Annotated in this window: 9 protein-coding genes; 1 reads left to right on the forward strand and 8 read right to left on the reverse strand. The window is 68.0% G+C overall.

Annotated elements, in window-relative coordinates:
* Positions 1–64: 64 nt before the first annotated feature.
* The 4 genes from ACRYLO_RS01220 to ACRYLO_RS01235 form a co-directional block, all read right to left on the reverse strand.
* Positions 65–2,179: a tetratricopeptide repeat protein gene (locus tag ACRYLO_RS01220; RefSeq protein WP_482658482.1), complete on the reverse strand. Its 2,115-nt coding sequence runs from the start codon at positions 2,177–2,179 to the stop codon at positions 65–67.
* Positions 2,163–3,524 (reverse strand): PEP-CTERM-box response regulator transcription factor, encoded by a 1,362-nt coding sequence (gene prsR / locus ACRYLO_RS01225; RefSeq protein WP_482658483.1) that lies wholly within the window; start codon positions 3,522–3,524, stop codon positions 2,163–2,165. Before prsR ends, ACRYLO_RS01220 begins: the two co-directional genes overlap by 17 nt.
* Positions 3,521–5,557 (reverse strand): XrtA/PEP-CTERM system histidine kinase PrsK, encoded by a 2,037-nt coding sequence (gene prsK / locus ACRYLO_RS01230; RefSeq protein ID WP_482658484.1) that lies wholly within the window; start codon positions 5,555–5,557, stop codon positions 3,521–3,523. The genes prsR and prsK overlap by 4 nt, the downstream gene beginning before the upstream one ends.
* A gap of 118 nt (positions 5,558–5,675) precedes the next feature.
* Positions 5,676–7,064 (reverse strand): TIGR03013 family XrtA/PEP-CTERM system glycosyltransferase, encoded by a 1,389-nt coding sequence (locus ACRYLO_RS01235; RefSeq protein WP_482658485.1) that lies wholly within the window; start codon positions 7,062–7,064, stop codon positions 5,676–5,678.
* Between the two features lie 170 nt (positions 7,065–7,234).
* Between ACRYLO_RS01235 and ACRYLO_RS01240 the strand changes: the two genes are divergently transcribed.
* On the forward strand, positions 7,235–8,305 hold the full coding sequence (locus ACRYLO_RS01240; protein ID WP_294018593.1) for a mannose-1-phosphate guanylyltransferase/mannose-6-phosphate isomerase: 1,071 nt from the start codon (positions 7,235–7,237) through the stop codon (positions 8,303–8,305).
* Positions 8,306–8,368: 63 nt separating this feature from the next.
* Here ACRYLO_RS01240 and ACRYLO_RS01245 read toward each other — a convergent pair whose 3' ends face one another.
* The 4 genes from ACRYLO_RS01245 to ACRYLO_RS01260 are packed head-to-tail and all read right to left on the reverse strand — an operon-like array spanning position 8,369 to position 13,129.
* The gene (locus ACRYLO_RS01245) at positions 8,369–9,973 is read right to left on the reverse strand and encodes a DUF6311 domain-containing protein (RefSeq protein ID WP_482658486.1); all 1,605 of its coding nucleotides are present in this window, start codon (positions 9,971–9,973) and stop codon (positions 8,369–8,371) included.
* Positions 9,974–10,011: 38 nt separating this feature from the next.
* Entirely contained in the window at positions 10,012–11,070 is a 1,059-nt protein-coding gene (locus ACRYLO_RS01250; RefSeq protein ID WP_482658487.1) for a GNAT family N-acetyltransferase, read from the reverse strand.
* The gene (locus ACRYLO_RS01255) at positions 11,067–11,924 is read right to left on the reverse strand and encodes a cupin-like domain-containing protein (protein ID WP_482658488.1); all 858 of its coding nucleotides are present in this window, start codon (positions 11,922–11,924) and stop codon (positions 11,067–11,069) included. Before ACRYLO_RS01255 ends, ACRYLO_RS01250 begins: the two co-directional genes overlap by 4 nt.
* Positions 11,921–13,129, reverse strand: coding sequence for a GNAT family N-acetyltransferase (locus ACRYLO_RS01260; RefSeq protein WP_482658489.1), 1,209 nt, complete (start codon positions 13,127–13,129; stop codon positions 11,921–11,923). The genes ACRYLO_RS01255 and ACRYLO_RS01260 overlap by 4 nt, the downstream gene beginning before the upstream one ends.
* Positions 13,130–13,209: the final 80 nt, after the last annotated feature.

Below are 13,209 nucleotides of genomic sequence, written 5' to 3' on the forward strand. Positions count from 1 at the left end.
GGGCGGGGGTTGGCAAGCTACCCTGTCGTCCCGGGTCAAGCCCGGGACGACGAAGAGCGGCGGGTTATGCCAGTTTCGCCAGCAGGGCCTCTGCCGCGCCCTTGTCGGTGAAGCCGGGGATGGCGAGTGCGGCGCGGGTTTCGGCGATGGCTTCGGTGCTGCGGCCGGCGTCGGCATAGGCCTGGGCGAGTTGCCAGCGGAGCATCGGGTGGCGCGGGGCGAGCGTTACGGCCTTGCGCAGCAGCTCGATCCCGCCCGCCTGATCGCCGCCCTGCGCCAGCGCCCAGCCCATGGCACCGGCGACTGCGGGGTTGCTGGGAGCGATGAGATAGGCCGCTTCGGCATAGCGCGCGGCGCGGTCGGGCTCGCCCGCGCCGGCATAGGCGAAGGCGAGTTCGGCCAGCAGTGCCGCGTCGCGATTGCCGATGCGCAGACGGATCGCCTCAAGCGAGTCGATCGCCGAGTCGAAATCGCCCGCCGCTGCCTGCCAGTGCGCCGAGAGGCGTAGCGCGGCGAGGTTGAACGGGTTTTGCGACAGGAACAGCGCGAGCGTCGTGGACGCCGTCTGGCGCTGGCCCGAGCGGTCGAGCGCCTCGACCAGCCGCAACATCGCGGGTTCGTCGAAGCGGATGCCGGCGGCGGTCTTGTACCATGGCACCGCGTCGGCGGGGCGCTTGAGCAGCATCAGCACATCGCCGACCAGACTGGCCGATGCCGGGGCGCCGGGGTTGCGGCGGGCGACGGCCTCGGCGCGGGCGAGCGCTTCGGCGCCGCGTCCTTGCTCGATCAGTCCGCGCAGCAGCGGGAGCAGCGTTTTCGGATCGTCGCCGCCGGCTTTGCCGGCAGCGGCGGCGAGGATCGGGAGCGAATCGTCCGAGCTGAACCAGTCGGGATTGTCGCGTACGGGAAGGGCCGCGCGGTCGAAATAGCGTGCCGCTTCGGCGCGCTCGCCGATCCGCTCATAGCCGCGCGCGACAAGGGTGAGCGCATAGGTATCGGCGTCGCCGCGCGCGACGACCGGGCGCAGGACGTCGATGCCGTTCTTCGATGCGTCGGCGCGGAGCAACGCGGTCGCGAGCAATTTGCGCGCGCCGATGTTCATCGGTTGCAGGGTGATCAGCGTGCGCAGCTTCTCGATCGCACGGGCATAGGCGCCTTCCTCCAGATCGAGCGCGCTGCCGAGCAGCAGGCCGCCGGGCAGTTGGCCGACGCCGCCGCCGGCGCGGGTCAGCAGCTGGCGGGCGAGGTCGAAGCGCTGGGCACGGGCGGCGAGGACGGCCTGAAGATACAGCGCCTGCGGGCTGCGCGGGCGGACCTCCATCGCGCGGCGGGTAAGGTCGAGCATCGCGCGCGTCTGCCCGGCATCGCCGAGCGTCGCGGCGTACTGGATCAGGGTTGAGTGGCGATACGGATCGCGCTGCAACGCGCGGTCGAACCAGGGGAGCGAGGCGACGAGGCCATATTGGGTGCGCACCAGCTCGCCGCGCAGCAGCAGCGCGTCGGTATTGCCCTTGTCGAGATCGACCGCCTTCGCGCTAGCCTCGATCGCGCCGACCACGTCGCCGGCGTTGAAGCGGAAGCGGCCGAGTTCGGTCCAGGCGTCGGCGCTTTGCGGGGCGAGGCGCACGGCGGCCAGCGCCGAATCCTGCGCCGCAGCGAGGTTGCCGCCCGCGACATAGGCGCGGGTCTGGACACGCAGGGCGTAGAGGCGGTCGGCCTGCGGCGCCTTGCGGCTTTCGACCAGAGCGCGGCGGGGATCGCCCTGTAACAGGATGGCGTGCGCCATCAGCGCACGGGTGCGGGCCGGGGCGATGCCGCTGTCGAGCGCGCGGCGAAGTGCGGCCTCGGCGGCGACGCCTTCGTCGAGGGCGAGGTTGGCGCGGGCGAGGGCGAGATGCGCCTCGCCCCAGGCCGGGTTGGCGCGGACCGCACTGAACGCCTGGCTGCGCGCGGCCGAGGCGTTGCTGACCTTCAGATAGGCCTCGCTACGCGCCAGCGCCTCACGCGCGGCGGCGGGGTCGGGGCGGTCGGTGATGACCGATTTGAACGCGAAGAGCGCGACCGCGAATGCACCGAGGCACAGGCCGAAGACGACGAAACGGCGCAGCGTGAGGCTGCGACGTGTGCGCGTCTCGCCCGACCGGCGGCGGCGGCGGCTGGGTTCAGGGCTGGAGGTCATAGGCCTTCATCAGGTCATAGAGGGTCGGGCGGCTGATCCCGAGCAGGCGCGCGGTGCCGGAGATATTGCCCTCCGCGCGGGCGAGGGCATGGGCGATCGCGCGGCGGTCGGCGGCTTCGCGGATCGCCTTCAGGTTGATCGGTTCGGCGGCCTCTGCAGGCGCAAGGTCGAGGTCGGCGGCGGTGACGAGCTTGCCATCGGCCATGATCGTCGCGCGCTTCACGCGATTCTCCAGCTCGCGGACATTGCCCGGCCAGTGCCACGCGTCGATCGCGTCGAGCGCGTCGGGGGCAAAGCTCTTGGCAGGCAGCTTCATCGCGGTCGCATGCTTGTGGAGCAGATGGCGCGCGAGCAGTCCGGCGTCACCGGGGCGCTCGGCCAGGGACGGGATGCGGACGACGATTTCGGCGAGGCGGTAATAAAGGTCTTCGCGGAAGCTGTTGTCGGCAACCATTGCGTCGACGTCCTGATGGGTCGCGCAGACGACGCGGGTATCGACCGGAATCGGTTTGCGTCCGCCGATCCGCTCGATCACGCGTTCCTGCAGGAAGCGGAGCAGTTTGACCTGAAGCGGGAGCGGCACGTCGCCAATTTCGTCGAGGAACAGGGTGCCGCCCTGCGCCTGTTCGATCTTGCCCTCGGTGGTCTTTACAGCACCGGTGAACGCGCCCTTTTCATGGCCGAACAACTCGGATTCGAGCAGGGTTTCGGGGATCGCGGCGCAGTTGATCGCGACGAACGCGCCCTTGCGTCCGCTCGCCTCGTGCAGGCCGCGCGCGAGCAGTTCCTTGCCGGTGCCGCTGGCGCCGAGCAGCATGACCGAGACATCTGCGGGGGCGACGCGCTCGATCGTGCGGGTGACCTTGAGCATCTCGGGCGCGCCGGTGATGATGCCGCCGAGTGTATTGCCGCTGTCGGCACGCGCGGCGAGGCGGCGGTTTTCGGCTTCGAGCGCGTGGACGTGGAAGGCGCGCGCGACGATCAGGCCGAGCGCGTCGATGTCGATTGGCTTTTGATAAAAGTCCCACGCACCCATGGCGATGGCGCGCAGCATCGATTCATGCGCGCCATGGCCGGATGCGACGATCACCTTGGTGTCGGGCTTGAGCGCCAGGATCGCTTCGAGCACCGCAAACCCCTCGCTGGTCCCGTCGGGGTCGGGCGGCAGGCCGAGGTCGAGCGTGACCACCGCCGGCTCCTCGGCGCGGAGCAGCGCGATGGCGCTTTCGCGGTCACTGGCGGGCAGGATCTGATAGCCCTCATAGGCCCAGCGCAGCTGACGCTGCAGGCCGGGATCGTCCTCCACGATCAGCAATTTCGGGAGTGGCGCGGACTTGTCGGTCATGCGGCGTTTCCAAGGGCATTGGTGTCGGCGCGCGCGGCGCGCAGGATCACGCGGAAGCGGCTGCCACGCCCCTCCGCGCTGGAGACGTCGAGCCGTCCGCCCATTTCCTCGGCCAGCTTGCGCGCCTCGAACGCACCGATGCCAAAGCCGCCCTGTTTGGACGAAACGAACGGGCGGAACAGCTTTTCGCGGATGAAGGCGGGCGACATGCCGCAGCCGCAGTCGATCACGTCGATCGCCACCGCATCGCCCAGTTCGACAATGGCGAGGGTGACACGCGCGTCGGGCGGGCTTGCATCGATCGCGTTCTGGACGAGATGGCCGAGCAGGGTTTCGAGCCGCGCAGGATCGGCGATGGCGATCGGGTCACCCTTGCTCACCACCTCGACCGGGTGGGTGGCTTCGCGGCTGCGCGCGATGCGGCGGAGCAATGGGGCGAGCGGCATGGCGACCGGTGGTTCGTTGCGGGCGCGGTGATGCTGCGACAGCCGGGCCAGCAGGTCGTTCATGCGGCCCGCCGAATCCTGCAGCGTCGCGACCATGTCGGCGCGGAACGCGGGATTGTCGGCATGGCGTTCGGCATTGCGCGCGACGAGGGTAAGCTGGCTCACCAGATTCTTGATGTCGTGCATGATGAAGGCGAAGCGGCGGTTGAACTCGTCGAACCGCTCGGCTTCGGCCAGCGCCTCCTGCGCGCGCTCTTCGGCGATATGGCTGGCGACCTGTCGACCCGCCGCCTTGAGCAAGTCGAAATCCTCCCAGTCGAGTGCGCGCGGCACGGGCGGGCGAGCAAGGATAATCACCCCGGCCAGTTTGAGCTGGTGCGGGAGTGGCACGACCACCCACGCCTGGTCCCAGGCCCGGATCGATGGCGGCACCGCATCGGCGCCGGCGCCGGTATCCAGTTCGACGACCAGCGCGGGATCGACCCGCTCGCGCTGCCAGCTTTCGCCATAGGCGGTCGGCAGCTCGGCGCGGGCGACATTCCAACCCGCGCCCATGGTAAAGCCATTGCCCTGGGGCAATAGGAGGACGCCGGCGGGGGAGTCGGTGAGGTCGGCCAGCGCCTTGACGATGCGCTCGTCCAGCGTCGCCGCGCCGTCGGGGTCGCCCAGCGTTTCGGTGAAGCGCATCCATTCGGCGCGATAGTCATAGCGGTGACGGAAGAAATGCTTGGCAAGCTTGACCTTGATCCACGCACGCAGCCACGAGCTTGAGATCAGCGTCAGGATCGCGGCGGTCGATCCGAAGACGAAGGCGGTCTGGAGTAGCCGGGCGTTCGGGCCGCCGATCGCGGCGAGCGCGCTGGTGGCGGCGGCAAGCAGGGCGACATAGACCCCGATCGCGACAAGGCTGAGCGCCTGATAGATCACCGTGCGCGACATCTGCACGGGTCGGTCGCCGCGCTGTTGCAGTCCGGCGGCGATTGCCATGGCGATCAGCGCCATTGCAAAGCCGCGCACTGCGATCAGCTGAACCGGCCAGCTCTCCACCAGCCAGGCGACGGCGAGCAGGTTGATATCGACCAGCCACATCGCGCCGAGCGCGAGGATCACCGGGCGGACCGCATGGCTCTGTCGTGGCGCCAGCGCGCTGTGCTGCCCCTGCACCAGCAGCAAGGCGGCGACCGTCGCGAGCATCTTGAGCAGCAGGGCGGCGTCGAGCACCGGGCGTGGCAGCTCGCTCGTGGCACTGGTCAGCACATCGAGCGTCGCGGCCATCACGATCACTACCGCGACGACCCCGAACACGGTGCTGATTGCCGCGGGCGGTCGCTCGATCCCGCCGCTGCGGTAGAGCGCGACCATGAATCCGAACCAGGCGAGGTTGCGCGCCGCTGCGGCGATCTGGGTGACGAGGTCACTTTCCCCAATCCCCGCCACCGCGAGCGCCCAAAGCGCCGTGATCGCCAGTGCGGCGGCAAGCGGGATACGCGGCATCGTCGCTTCGTCGCTGCGCAATGCCCATAGGCCGATTGCGCCAAACAACAGGGCGGCGAGCGCATGTCCCCAAAGGATCAGCGTCGCAAGCATCAGGTTACTTCACGTAGGCGGCACCGGCCCGCTCCCCCACCCGGCCACCCAGCGGCAGCATCATATGGGTGGCCGGGTGGGGGAGCGGGCCGGTGCCGGGGCGTGGCAACGCCAAACATCACCGCGCCCCGTCCGGGAACAGCACGACGCGCAACGTCTGGAGCAGGATCAACAGGTCGAGGAAGGGCGAGTAATTCTTGGCGTAATAGAGGTCATATTCCAGCTTCTGCCGACTGTCCTCGATCGAGGCGCCATAGGGATAGTTGATCTGCGCCCAGCCGGTGATGCCAGGCTTCACCATGTGGCGTTCGGCATAATAGGGCAGCTGCTGTTCCAGATCCTCGACGAATTGCGGGCGTTCAGGGCGCGGACCGACGAAACTCATCTCGCCCTTCAGCACGCTCCAGCATTGCGGCAACTCGTCGATCCGCACCTTGCGGATGAAACTGCCGACGCGAGTGATGCGCGGATCGTCCTTTTCGGCCCAGACGGCCTTGCCCGCGACTTCGGCATCCTGCCGCATCGAGCGGAGCTTGATGATGTCGAAGCCCTGACCGTACAGGCCGACGCGGCGCTGGCGGTAGAAGGCGGGGCCCTTGCTTTCCAGCTTCACGGCGAGCGCGCCGAGCAGGATCAGCGGCAGCGTCAGCGCGAGCAGGATCAGGCTGGCGGCGATGTCGAACAGCCGCTTGAACATGCTCGACAGCATCCGCCCCGACGAGAAGCCGTCGGAGAAAATCAGCCAGCTGGGATTGACCGACTGGAGATCGACGCGGCCGGTTTCGCGTTCGAGGAAGGTCGAGATTTCGTTGACGTGCACGCCGGTGGTCTTGATCCGCAGCAGATCCTTGAGGGGGAGCGCGTTGCGGCGTTCTTCGAGCGCCAGCACCACCTCGCTCGCGTTGAGCAGCACGACATGGTCGGCGAGGTTGTAGATCGCGTCGCGCGCGATCGCCTCCGGGATCACACGGTTCGCTTCGCTCATCGACACATAGCCGACGACGACGAAGCCCGATCCGGGCTTCTTCGACAAGACCTTGAGCCGTTCGGCGCGCGGGCCGGCACCCAGCACGACAACGCGGCGCTTGAACACCTGGCTGCCCAGCGTCTTGCCGAGCAGGATGCGCAGCGCGAACAGGGCCACGAACGCCGCCAGCATCGCGTAGAGCAGGTTCGAGCGCCAGAAGGTCAGCGCCGGAACGAGGAAGAAGATCACCGACAGGAAGATCGTGCCGAGCGAAACCGCGACCAGCAGCCGCGCGGTGGCGACGCGGTTCGATTGCAGTGCGTCCGCCCCATAGACGCCAACCGCGATCATCGCGAGTTCGAGACTTGCGACGAAGCTGAGCATCTGGGGGATGCGGGTCACGATCGGTTCGACGTCCATCCCGATCTGGTGCGCGCGATAAATCCAGCCGAACTCGGCCGCGGCGAACAGCAGCATGATGTCGAACAGCGCCAGCAGCAGCACCGCGTTCGGGATGTAATGTTTGAACAGGCGGATCATGATGGCCCAACCCTAAAGTGCGAGTGTAAACAAATCCGACACTGGCCCCATGTCGGGGAAATTGACGAAGAAATGCTGAACAACGGAAACTGCGGCTTAGATAAGTGTTTGGGAGTGCAGCCCGCGCCGCCTATGGGTATCGCGCGTCGGGGGGTTTTGAAGGGCAATCAATGAGCGAGCATGAGGCGATCGTCCCGGTCATCCTGTCGGGCGGATCGGGCACCCGGCTATGGCCGATGTCGCGGCCCGAACGGCCCAAGCAGATGCTGGCGCTGACCGCCGACGAAACCATGCTTCAACTCACCGCGCAGCGCGCGCCAGCCGAAGCAGGCTTTGGTGCACCGATCGTGGTCGCCAATGCGCTGCATGCCGACCTGATCGAACAGCAACTGGGCGGGACCGACGCGATCCGTGCGATGATCCTGGAGCCGATGGGGCGCAACACCGCGCCGGCGATCGCGTTGGCGGCGCTGGCGGTCGATGGCAGCGCGCCGCTGTTGGTGATGCCGTCCGACCATGTCATCGCCGACATCCCCGCCTTTCACGCCGCGATCGAGGCCGCGCTTCCCGCCGTGCGGGACGGGTGGATGGCGACATTCGGGATCAGCCCCGATCATCCCGAAACCGGCTATGGCTATATCCGCGTCGGCGAGGCGATCGGCGCGGGCATCCACCGGGTTGCACGCTTCGTCGAAAAGCCCGAGCGCGCGGCGGCCGAGGCGATGGTGGCGAGCGGCGACCATGTGTGGAATGGCGGCATCTTTCTGTTCCGCGCCGATGTGTTCGTCGATGCGCTGGCCGAGTTCGCGCCAGAGATGCTGGCGGCGGCCCGTGCGGCGATGGACCGGGCGGTGCGGGAGGGCAATCGCATCCTGCCCGATGCCGCCGAATTCGCGCGTTCGCCGTCGGATTCGATCGACTATGCGGTGATGGAAAAGGCGTCGAAGGTCGCGGTCGTGCCGGTGCGAATGGGGTGGTCGGATGTCGGCAGCTGGGACGCGCTGCACGCCATCAGCGCGTGCGATGCCAGCAACAATGCCTGTCGCGGCGATGTGGTGGCGATCGACACCGCCAACTGCCTGGTCCGGGCGGGCGACGGCAAGAAGGTCGCGCTGGTGGGTGTGTCGGACTTGATCGTCGTGGTCGATGGCGACGATGTCCTGATCCTGCCGCGCGGGCGCAGCCAGGAGGTCAAGCGCGTGCTGGCGGCGATGAAGGACAAGGCCAGCGGTCCGCAATGATCCCTCCCCTGGCGGGAAGGATTGATTGCGGCGGGGGCTGAAGTCGACCTTCGCCGGCGATGGTCACGACTTTGGGACGAACAGGATCGCCACCCCGTCGAGCGGGCGCGCCTGAAAGATCAGCGGCGCTGGGACGCGTTCGTTGTCGATCAGGATATAAAGGCGACCAGGCACCACCTCACCGCCGCGGAAGCGGTCAGTTTCGGCCTGCTGCCGGGCGGCGCCGCTGTGCGAAACACGGGCAACATAGACGCTGCGCACCGGTACCCCGGCCTTGGCGGCGCGCCAGGCGATTTCCTGAAAATGGCCCAGCCCCTTGGTCACGTCGCCGGGGATGAAGGCAATGTCGTCCGCCTGCGCGATCAGCTGGTCCCATTCGGGCGAGGGTGTGCGGACATAGAGCGGGGCGCGGCGCGCCTCCGCCGTTTGCGCCCGGATTGCGACGGACATGGGGACCAGATCGGCGACCTGCACGACGCTGGCCACGATCAGCGCAAGCCGCGCGGTCCGCTCCGGCAAGCGATAGATTACCCGCAGCGCGACGAACACCAGAACATAGGCGACCGGCCAGAACAGCCGCCCCGATGCACGCACCGCGTCGAGCGCGTTGGCGATGCTGGTCGGCAGATGCAGGCGCGGGAGCTTGTATCCGGCGATGTCGGGGTACGTGCTGATCGCGAGCAGGGTGAGGACGATGAGTGCCGGGACAAGCCAGCGATAGCGCGACAGGCTGTCCGGCGCGTCGGGTGCGGGCCGGGGTAGGCGGCGCGCGAGGATGAACGCTGCGGGGAGCAGCAGCAGCAGGCCGAGACCGAGATATTGGAACCCCTCGAACCCGCGCCCGGGCCGTTGTTCGATCGCGGGGAGGAAGGTCGAATAGGTCGCGACACCCGGGTTCCACAGCGCATCCAGCGGCATGGCGAATGCGCCGTAATTGCCCGAGGACTGGAAGTCGCCGAATACGCCGAGGGTCCAGGCGATGGCGAGCACCAGTGCGACCATCGCCGCGCCCTCAGCCAGAAGGCGCGGGAGTGCGCTGCGGTCCTTGCCCAGCCGCTCCAGCATTGCGCTCGCCCAGATCGCGCCGACCATCACCAGCAGATAGCTGTGCACCAATGTCGTCAGCGCGATCAGCACCGCCCAGCCGCGATTGGACGCGGCGCGCTCAGGATCATCGAAGCGCCACAGCGCCCACAGGATCAGCCAGTGCGCCATCAGGTTCACATGGACGACGCGGTTGAACAGGGTCGGCAGCGCGGCCAGCAGGATCACGCCGCACCACAAGGCGACCGGGCCGGGCGCATAGCGGCGGAGCAGCAGCCACGCGAAGCACACTTGCAGGAACAGGCAGGCGAGCAGCCACCAGCCGATCAGTTGCGCGTCCGCAGGCAGCGCCCATTGCAGCAGGAAGCCGATGGCGGAGAGCAACGGGTTGCTGTCGGTGAACAGCAGCGGCGTCCCCTCCGGCGCGCCGAGCAGGCTGGTGCGCAGGAAGCCGGGCGCGGGGTCGTGCAGCCAGGCATGCAGGCCCAGCGCATTCTCACCATTGTCGGTGCCGCGCAGCAGCCAGCCGACATTGCCGATGTCGAGGATCTGCCAGTGAAAGAACGCGCCGAACAGCACGAGCGGCAACAGGATCAGAGGCAAGCGGTGATCGACGGCGCGCATGGCTGAGCTATAGGTCGCGCGGCCCGGTGCGACCAGTGTCAGCGGGCCACGCGACGCACAAGCGCTCTGGCGGCAATGCTGGCCCCTGCCGCCAGCCCGCTCAGGCTGTATGGATTGAACATCCGCAGCCGGTGGCGCACGCGGCGCTCGTCCATCCACTCTGCTTTGTATCCCTCATCGCCATTGCCATAGTCGATCAGGTCGGGCCGGTCGTGATCCAGGACGTGCCGGAACATCGCATGCGACAACAAGGTGCCGGGCGAATTGGCGCGTTCGCTTTCGAGATGCGCCAGCTTGTGGATCGTCGCGACCCGGTTCTCGACGGTCCAGAACTGCGCGGCGACCGGCTGTCCATCGCGCCGCGCGATGCCGAGCCGCAGCGTGCCCGCCGCGCCCTCCTGCTTGGCAAAGGCGCGGACAAAGGCGGGCGAACCCTCATTTGGCTTCCAGCTGCCGGCATAGACCGTTTCATAGGCTGCCCAGGCATCGGCGTCGAAGCGGTCGAAGATCTGCGTTTCGACCGGGCTGCTCTTCGCGCGGCGGCGCACCGTGTTGCGCAGTTTCGACCCGCGCCGCGCCCAATAGGCGTCGAAATCAAGTCCCGCCGTATGCGCAACCCAATGTGCGGTCTCGACCCGTGCGATCGCAATCCAGCCCCGCGCGCGGAACGCGCTTTGCACTTCGGCGCAGACCTCGGGCTCCAGCGGCCAGAGCGCCAGCGCGCCGAAGCGCTTGCCCACCTGCCGTGCGATCGTTTCGAGGAGCGCCGCGCGCACATCTTCCGGACAGCCCGGCGTGGCAATCGGCGCAAAGGCGAGCGTATACCAGCTCGCGAGGCTACGCGCCCGGCCCGCCCCGCCGTCGCGCAATGGCAGCCACAGGGCATGCGGCCCGACCCGCGCCGCTGCGATCGCAACCGGCGTATCGGGCCAGAGGTGGTGTGCGGTCAGCGTAAGCCAGTCGAGCCGGTCATAATGGCCGCGCTGAAAAGGGCGGTCGAGCATCCCTGCCGACTCGCGGGCGAGCGCGTCGATCGAACAGAGCATCCGCGCACCGGGCGCTGCGGCGGCCTCAATCAGCGGGAAATGCGCCGTCATTCGGCGTGACCGGTCATGCGTCGCGCCTTCTGGATGCCGCGCCAGGCGATGGATTTGAGGTGATTCTGCTGCGGGAAGCGCGCGGGCATCGCGGGCTGCAACCCGGCCTTGCGCAGCAGGCGGTTGAGCGCATGGGCGTCCGCCTCGCGATAGCTCCATTCGGAGCGCCAGGTGACGGACAGCGAAATCGACATGGCGTCGCCATTCTGCACCCAGTGCGGCGCCTTGACCGGCACGTAGAGCGCGTCGCCCGGCGTCAGGCGCAGCGGTATGCCCTTGGTGGCGAAATGATCGTGGAAGGGCAGGTTGCGGTGGCCGCCGGTATGAAATGCCTCCTGCAGCGCGCCCGGCACCAGTTCGGGGTCGGCGGCGGGGAAGACGGTCATGACCTTTTCCCCGCGCAACTGCATCAGGATGTTGTGCTCGGGGTCGATATGGAAGGGCGTGACCGCACCGGGCGAGGATACGAAGATGAACGCCTCGCGCTTCAGCATCGCGCCGGTGCTGCGCGCGACGAGCGGCTCGATCTCATCGAGCACGGTATCGAGCAATGCGCGGTAGAGCGGGTCCTGATCGACGAATTTGAGGACCATCCACGATCCGTTTTCCTCGATCGAGCGGATCGACTCCTCGACCGACAGGCCGTTGCTCTTCAGCTCAGACGGGTCAATCCCGACCGGGATATGGGCGAGATTCTGTTCGACATCGACCGGGCGGATGCGCTGCGACAGCGCGACAAGCGCGTCGAGTTCGAACAGCGGATGGCCGCACAGATGGTGACCGAACACGCCCGGGCGCTCCGGGTAGAGCGCGGAGAATGCGGTGCGCGAATCGGTGTCGAAGATCGGGGTCATGCGTCGCTCTCCACGGTGGGAACGGGGCGGGGCGCGCGCAGCGCGCGCAGGGTGGCTGCGCCCTGTTCGAGCGCGCGTGCGGCCGTGAACAGTGCGCGACGGCGTGTTCCGGCGAGCGGAATCGACACGCGGATGATCGCGCGGCGCTCGCCCCACAGGCTGTTGATCATTGGGTGATTCTCCACCGCGCAGCTGTCCATCCAGCCGAGATCGCTGCGCGCGAGGAGCTGGAGATTGTCGATCTGCAGCAGCACGCCGGGCGAGAAGCGCGACAGGCGTTCATCGAAGGCGGTCTTGAACGAAAAGGCGCCGGGCGGGGCGAGCAGGTTGACCAGCATCGCGGTCGCCGCACCGTCCAGATCGATGCGGATTATGTCGAGCTTGCCCGCGTCATGCGCGCCCGTCACGACATCGCGGAAGAAGGCGGCGGTTTCGGGCGTGCATGCCAGCGCCGAGCCAGCCGCGCCCTTCCATCCGGCGCGTTCGAGCGCGAGGAAGGCGTCGATCCACTCCGGCAGCGAGTCGGTCGATGTCAGGCGGCGCGTTTCGACGACGCCCTGCTCCAGCAGGCGGGAACGCAGCCGGCCGAGTTCCTTGCGCTTCTTCTTGCGCACCGTGGCGGCGTAATAAGCGTCGGGCGACAGCTCGGTCGCCAGCATCGCCCGCTCGATCCGGTGAACAGTGTCGCACGGGCGGCCCAGAGCCTGCGCGGCCTCAACCAGCGCGCGATGCACGGGGCCGTGCTCAACCAGCCCGCTGACATGGAGCAGCGCCCCGGCGTCGCGATTCGCATCGAGCGCGGAGAGGATCGCGGTCCATGCCGAGACCTCATGCCCGTGCCGAAGCAGGGGTGTGCCGAGGAAGCGATGGTAATGCGCCCAATTCTCGACGTGGCGCAGCGGGATGCGGCCGTAGCGGGTGGCGGGGACGATCGGCATCAACCCGATCAGCTGCCCGCCGCGACGGACCCGCAACAGGCGCACGTCGGGCGGGGCGAGGTGCCGACTCGCCTCCGCGAACCAGCGTTCGGCGAAGACATCCGGCTCGGCGGCGTGGCTGGCGAGCGCGTCCCATTCGGCGGCGAAGGCGGCGTCGGGGACGCCCAGCGCCGCGATCTCGACCTGAGTCGCGGTCGCGATGCCGCACAGCGCATCGGGCGCAGGCGCATAGTCGCCGCCCGTGTCGATGGCCGTCACCGCGTTCATCGCCGCTCCTCAAGGGTCTGGGTCACGCGCATGGCGTAGCGGCGAAGCGTTAAATTTCCCCAATTGCGCGGCTCTTGCCC

The organism is Sphingomonas sp. SDUR79, assembly GCF_056821745.1.

Excerpts from the sequence above, each read along its gene's own strand:
- ACRYLO_RS01220 (WP_482658482.1), bottom strand. The coding sequence starts at position 2,179 with ATGACCTCCAGCCCTGAACCCAGCCGCCGCCGCCGCCGGTCGGGCGAG.
- prsR (WP_482658483.1), bottom strand. The coding sequence starts at position 3,524 with ATGACCGACAAGTCCGCGCCACTCCCGAAATTGCTGATCGTGGAGGAC.
- prsK (WP_482658484.1), bottom strand. The coding sequence starts at position 5,557 with ATGCTTGCGACGCTGATCCTTTGGGGACATGCGCTCGCCGCCCTGTTG.
- ACRYLO_RS01235 (WP_482658485.1), bottom strand. The coding sequence starts at position 7,064 with ATGATCCGCCTGTTCAAACATTACATCCCGAACGCGGTGCTGCTGCTG.
- ACRYLO_RS01240 (WP_294018593.1), top strand. The coding sequence starts at position 7,235 with ATGAGCGAGCATGAGGCGATCGTCCCGGTCATCCTGTCGGGCGGATCG.
- ACRYLO_RS01245 (WP_482658486.1), bottom strand. The coding sequence starts at position 9,973 with ATGCGCGCCGTCGATCACCGCTTGCCTCTGATCCTGTTGCCGCTCGTG.
- ACRYLO_RS01250 (WP_482658487.1), bottom strand. The coding sequence starts at position 11,070 with ATGACGGCGCATTTCCCGCTGATTGAGGCCGCCGCAGCGCCCGGTGCG.
- ACRYLO_RS01255 (WP_482658488.1), bottom strand. The coding sequence starts at position 11,924 with ATGACCCCGATCTTCGACACCGATTCGCGCACCGCATTCTCCGCGCTC.
- ACRYLO_RS01260 (WP_482658489.1), bottom strand. The coding sequence starts at position 13,129 with ATGAACGCGGTGACGGCCATCGACACGGGCGGCGACTATGCGCCTGCG.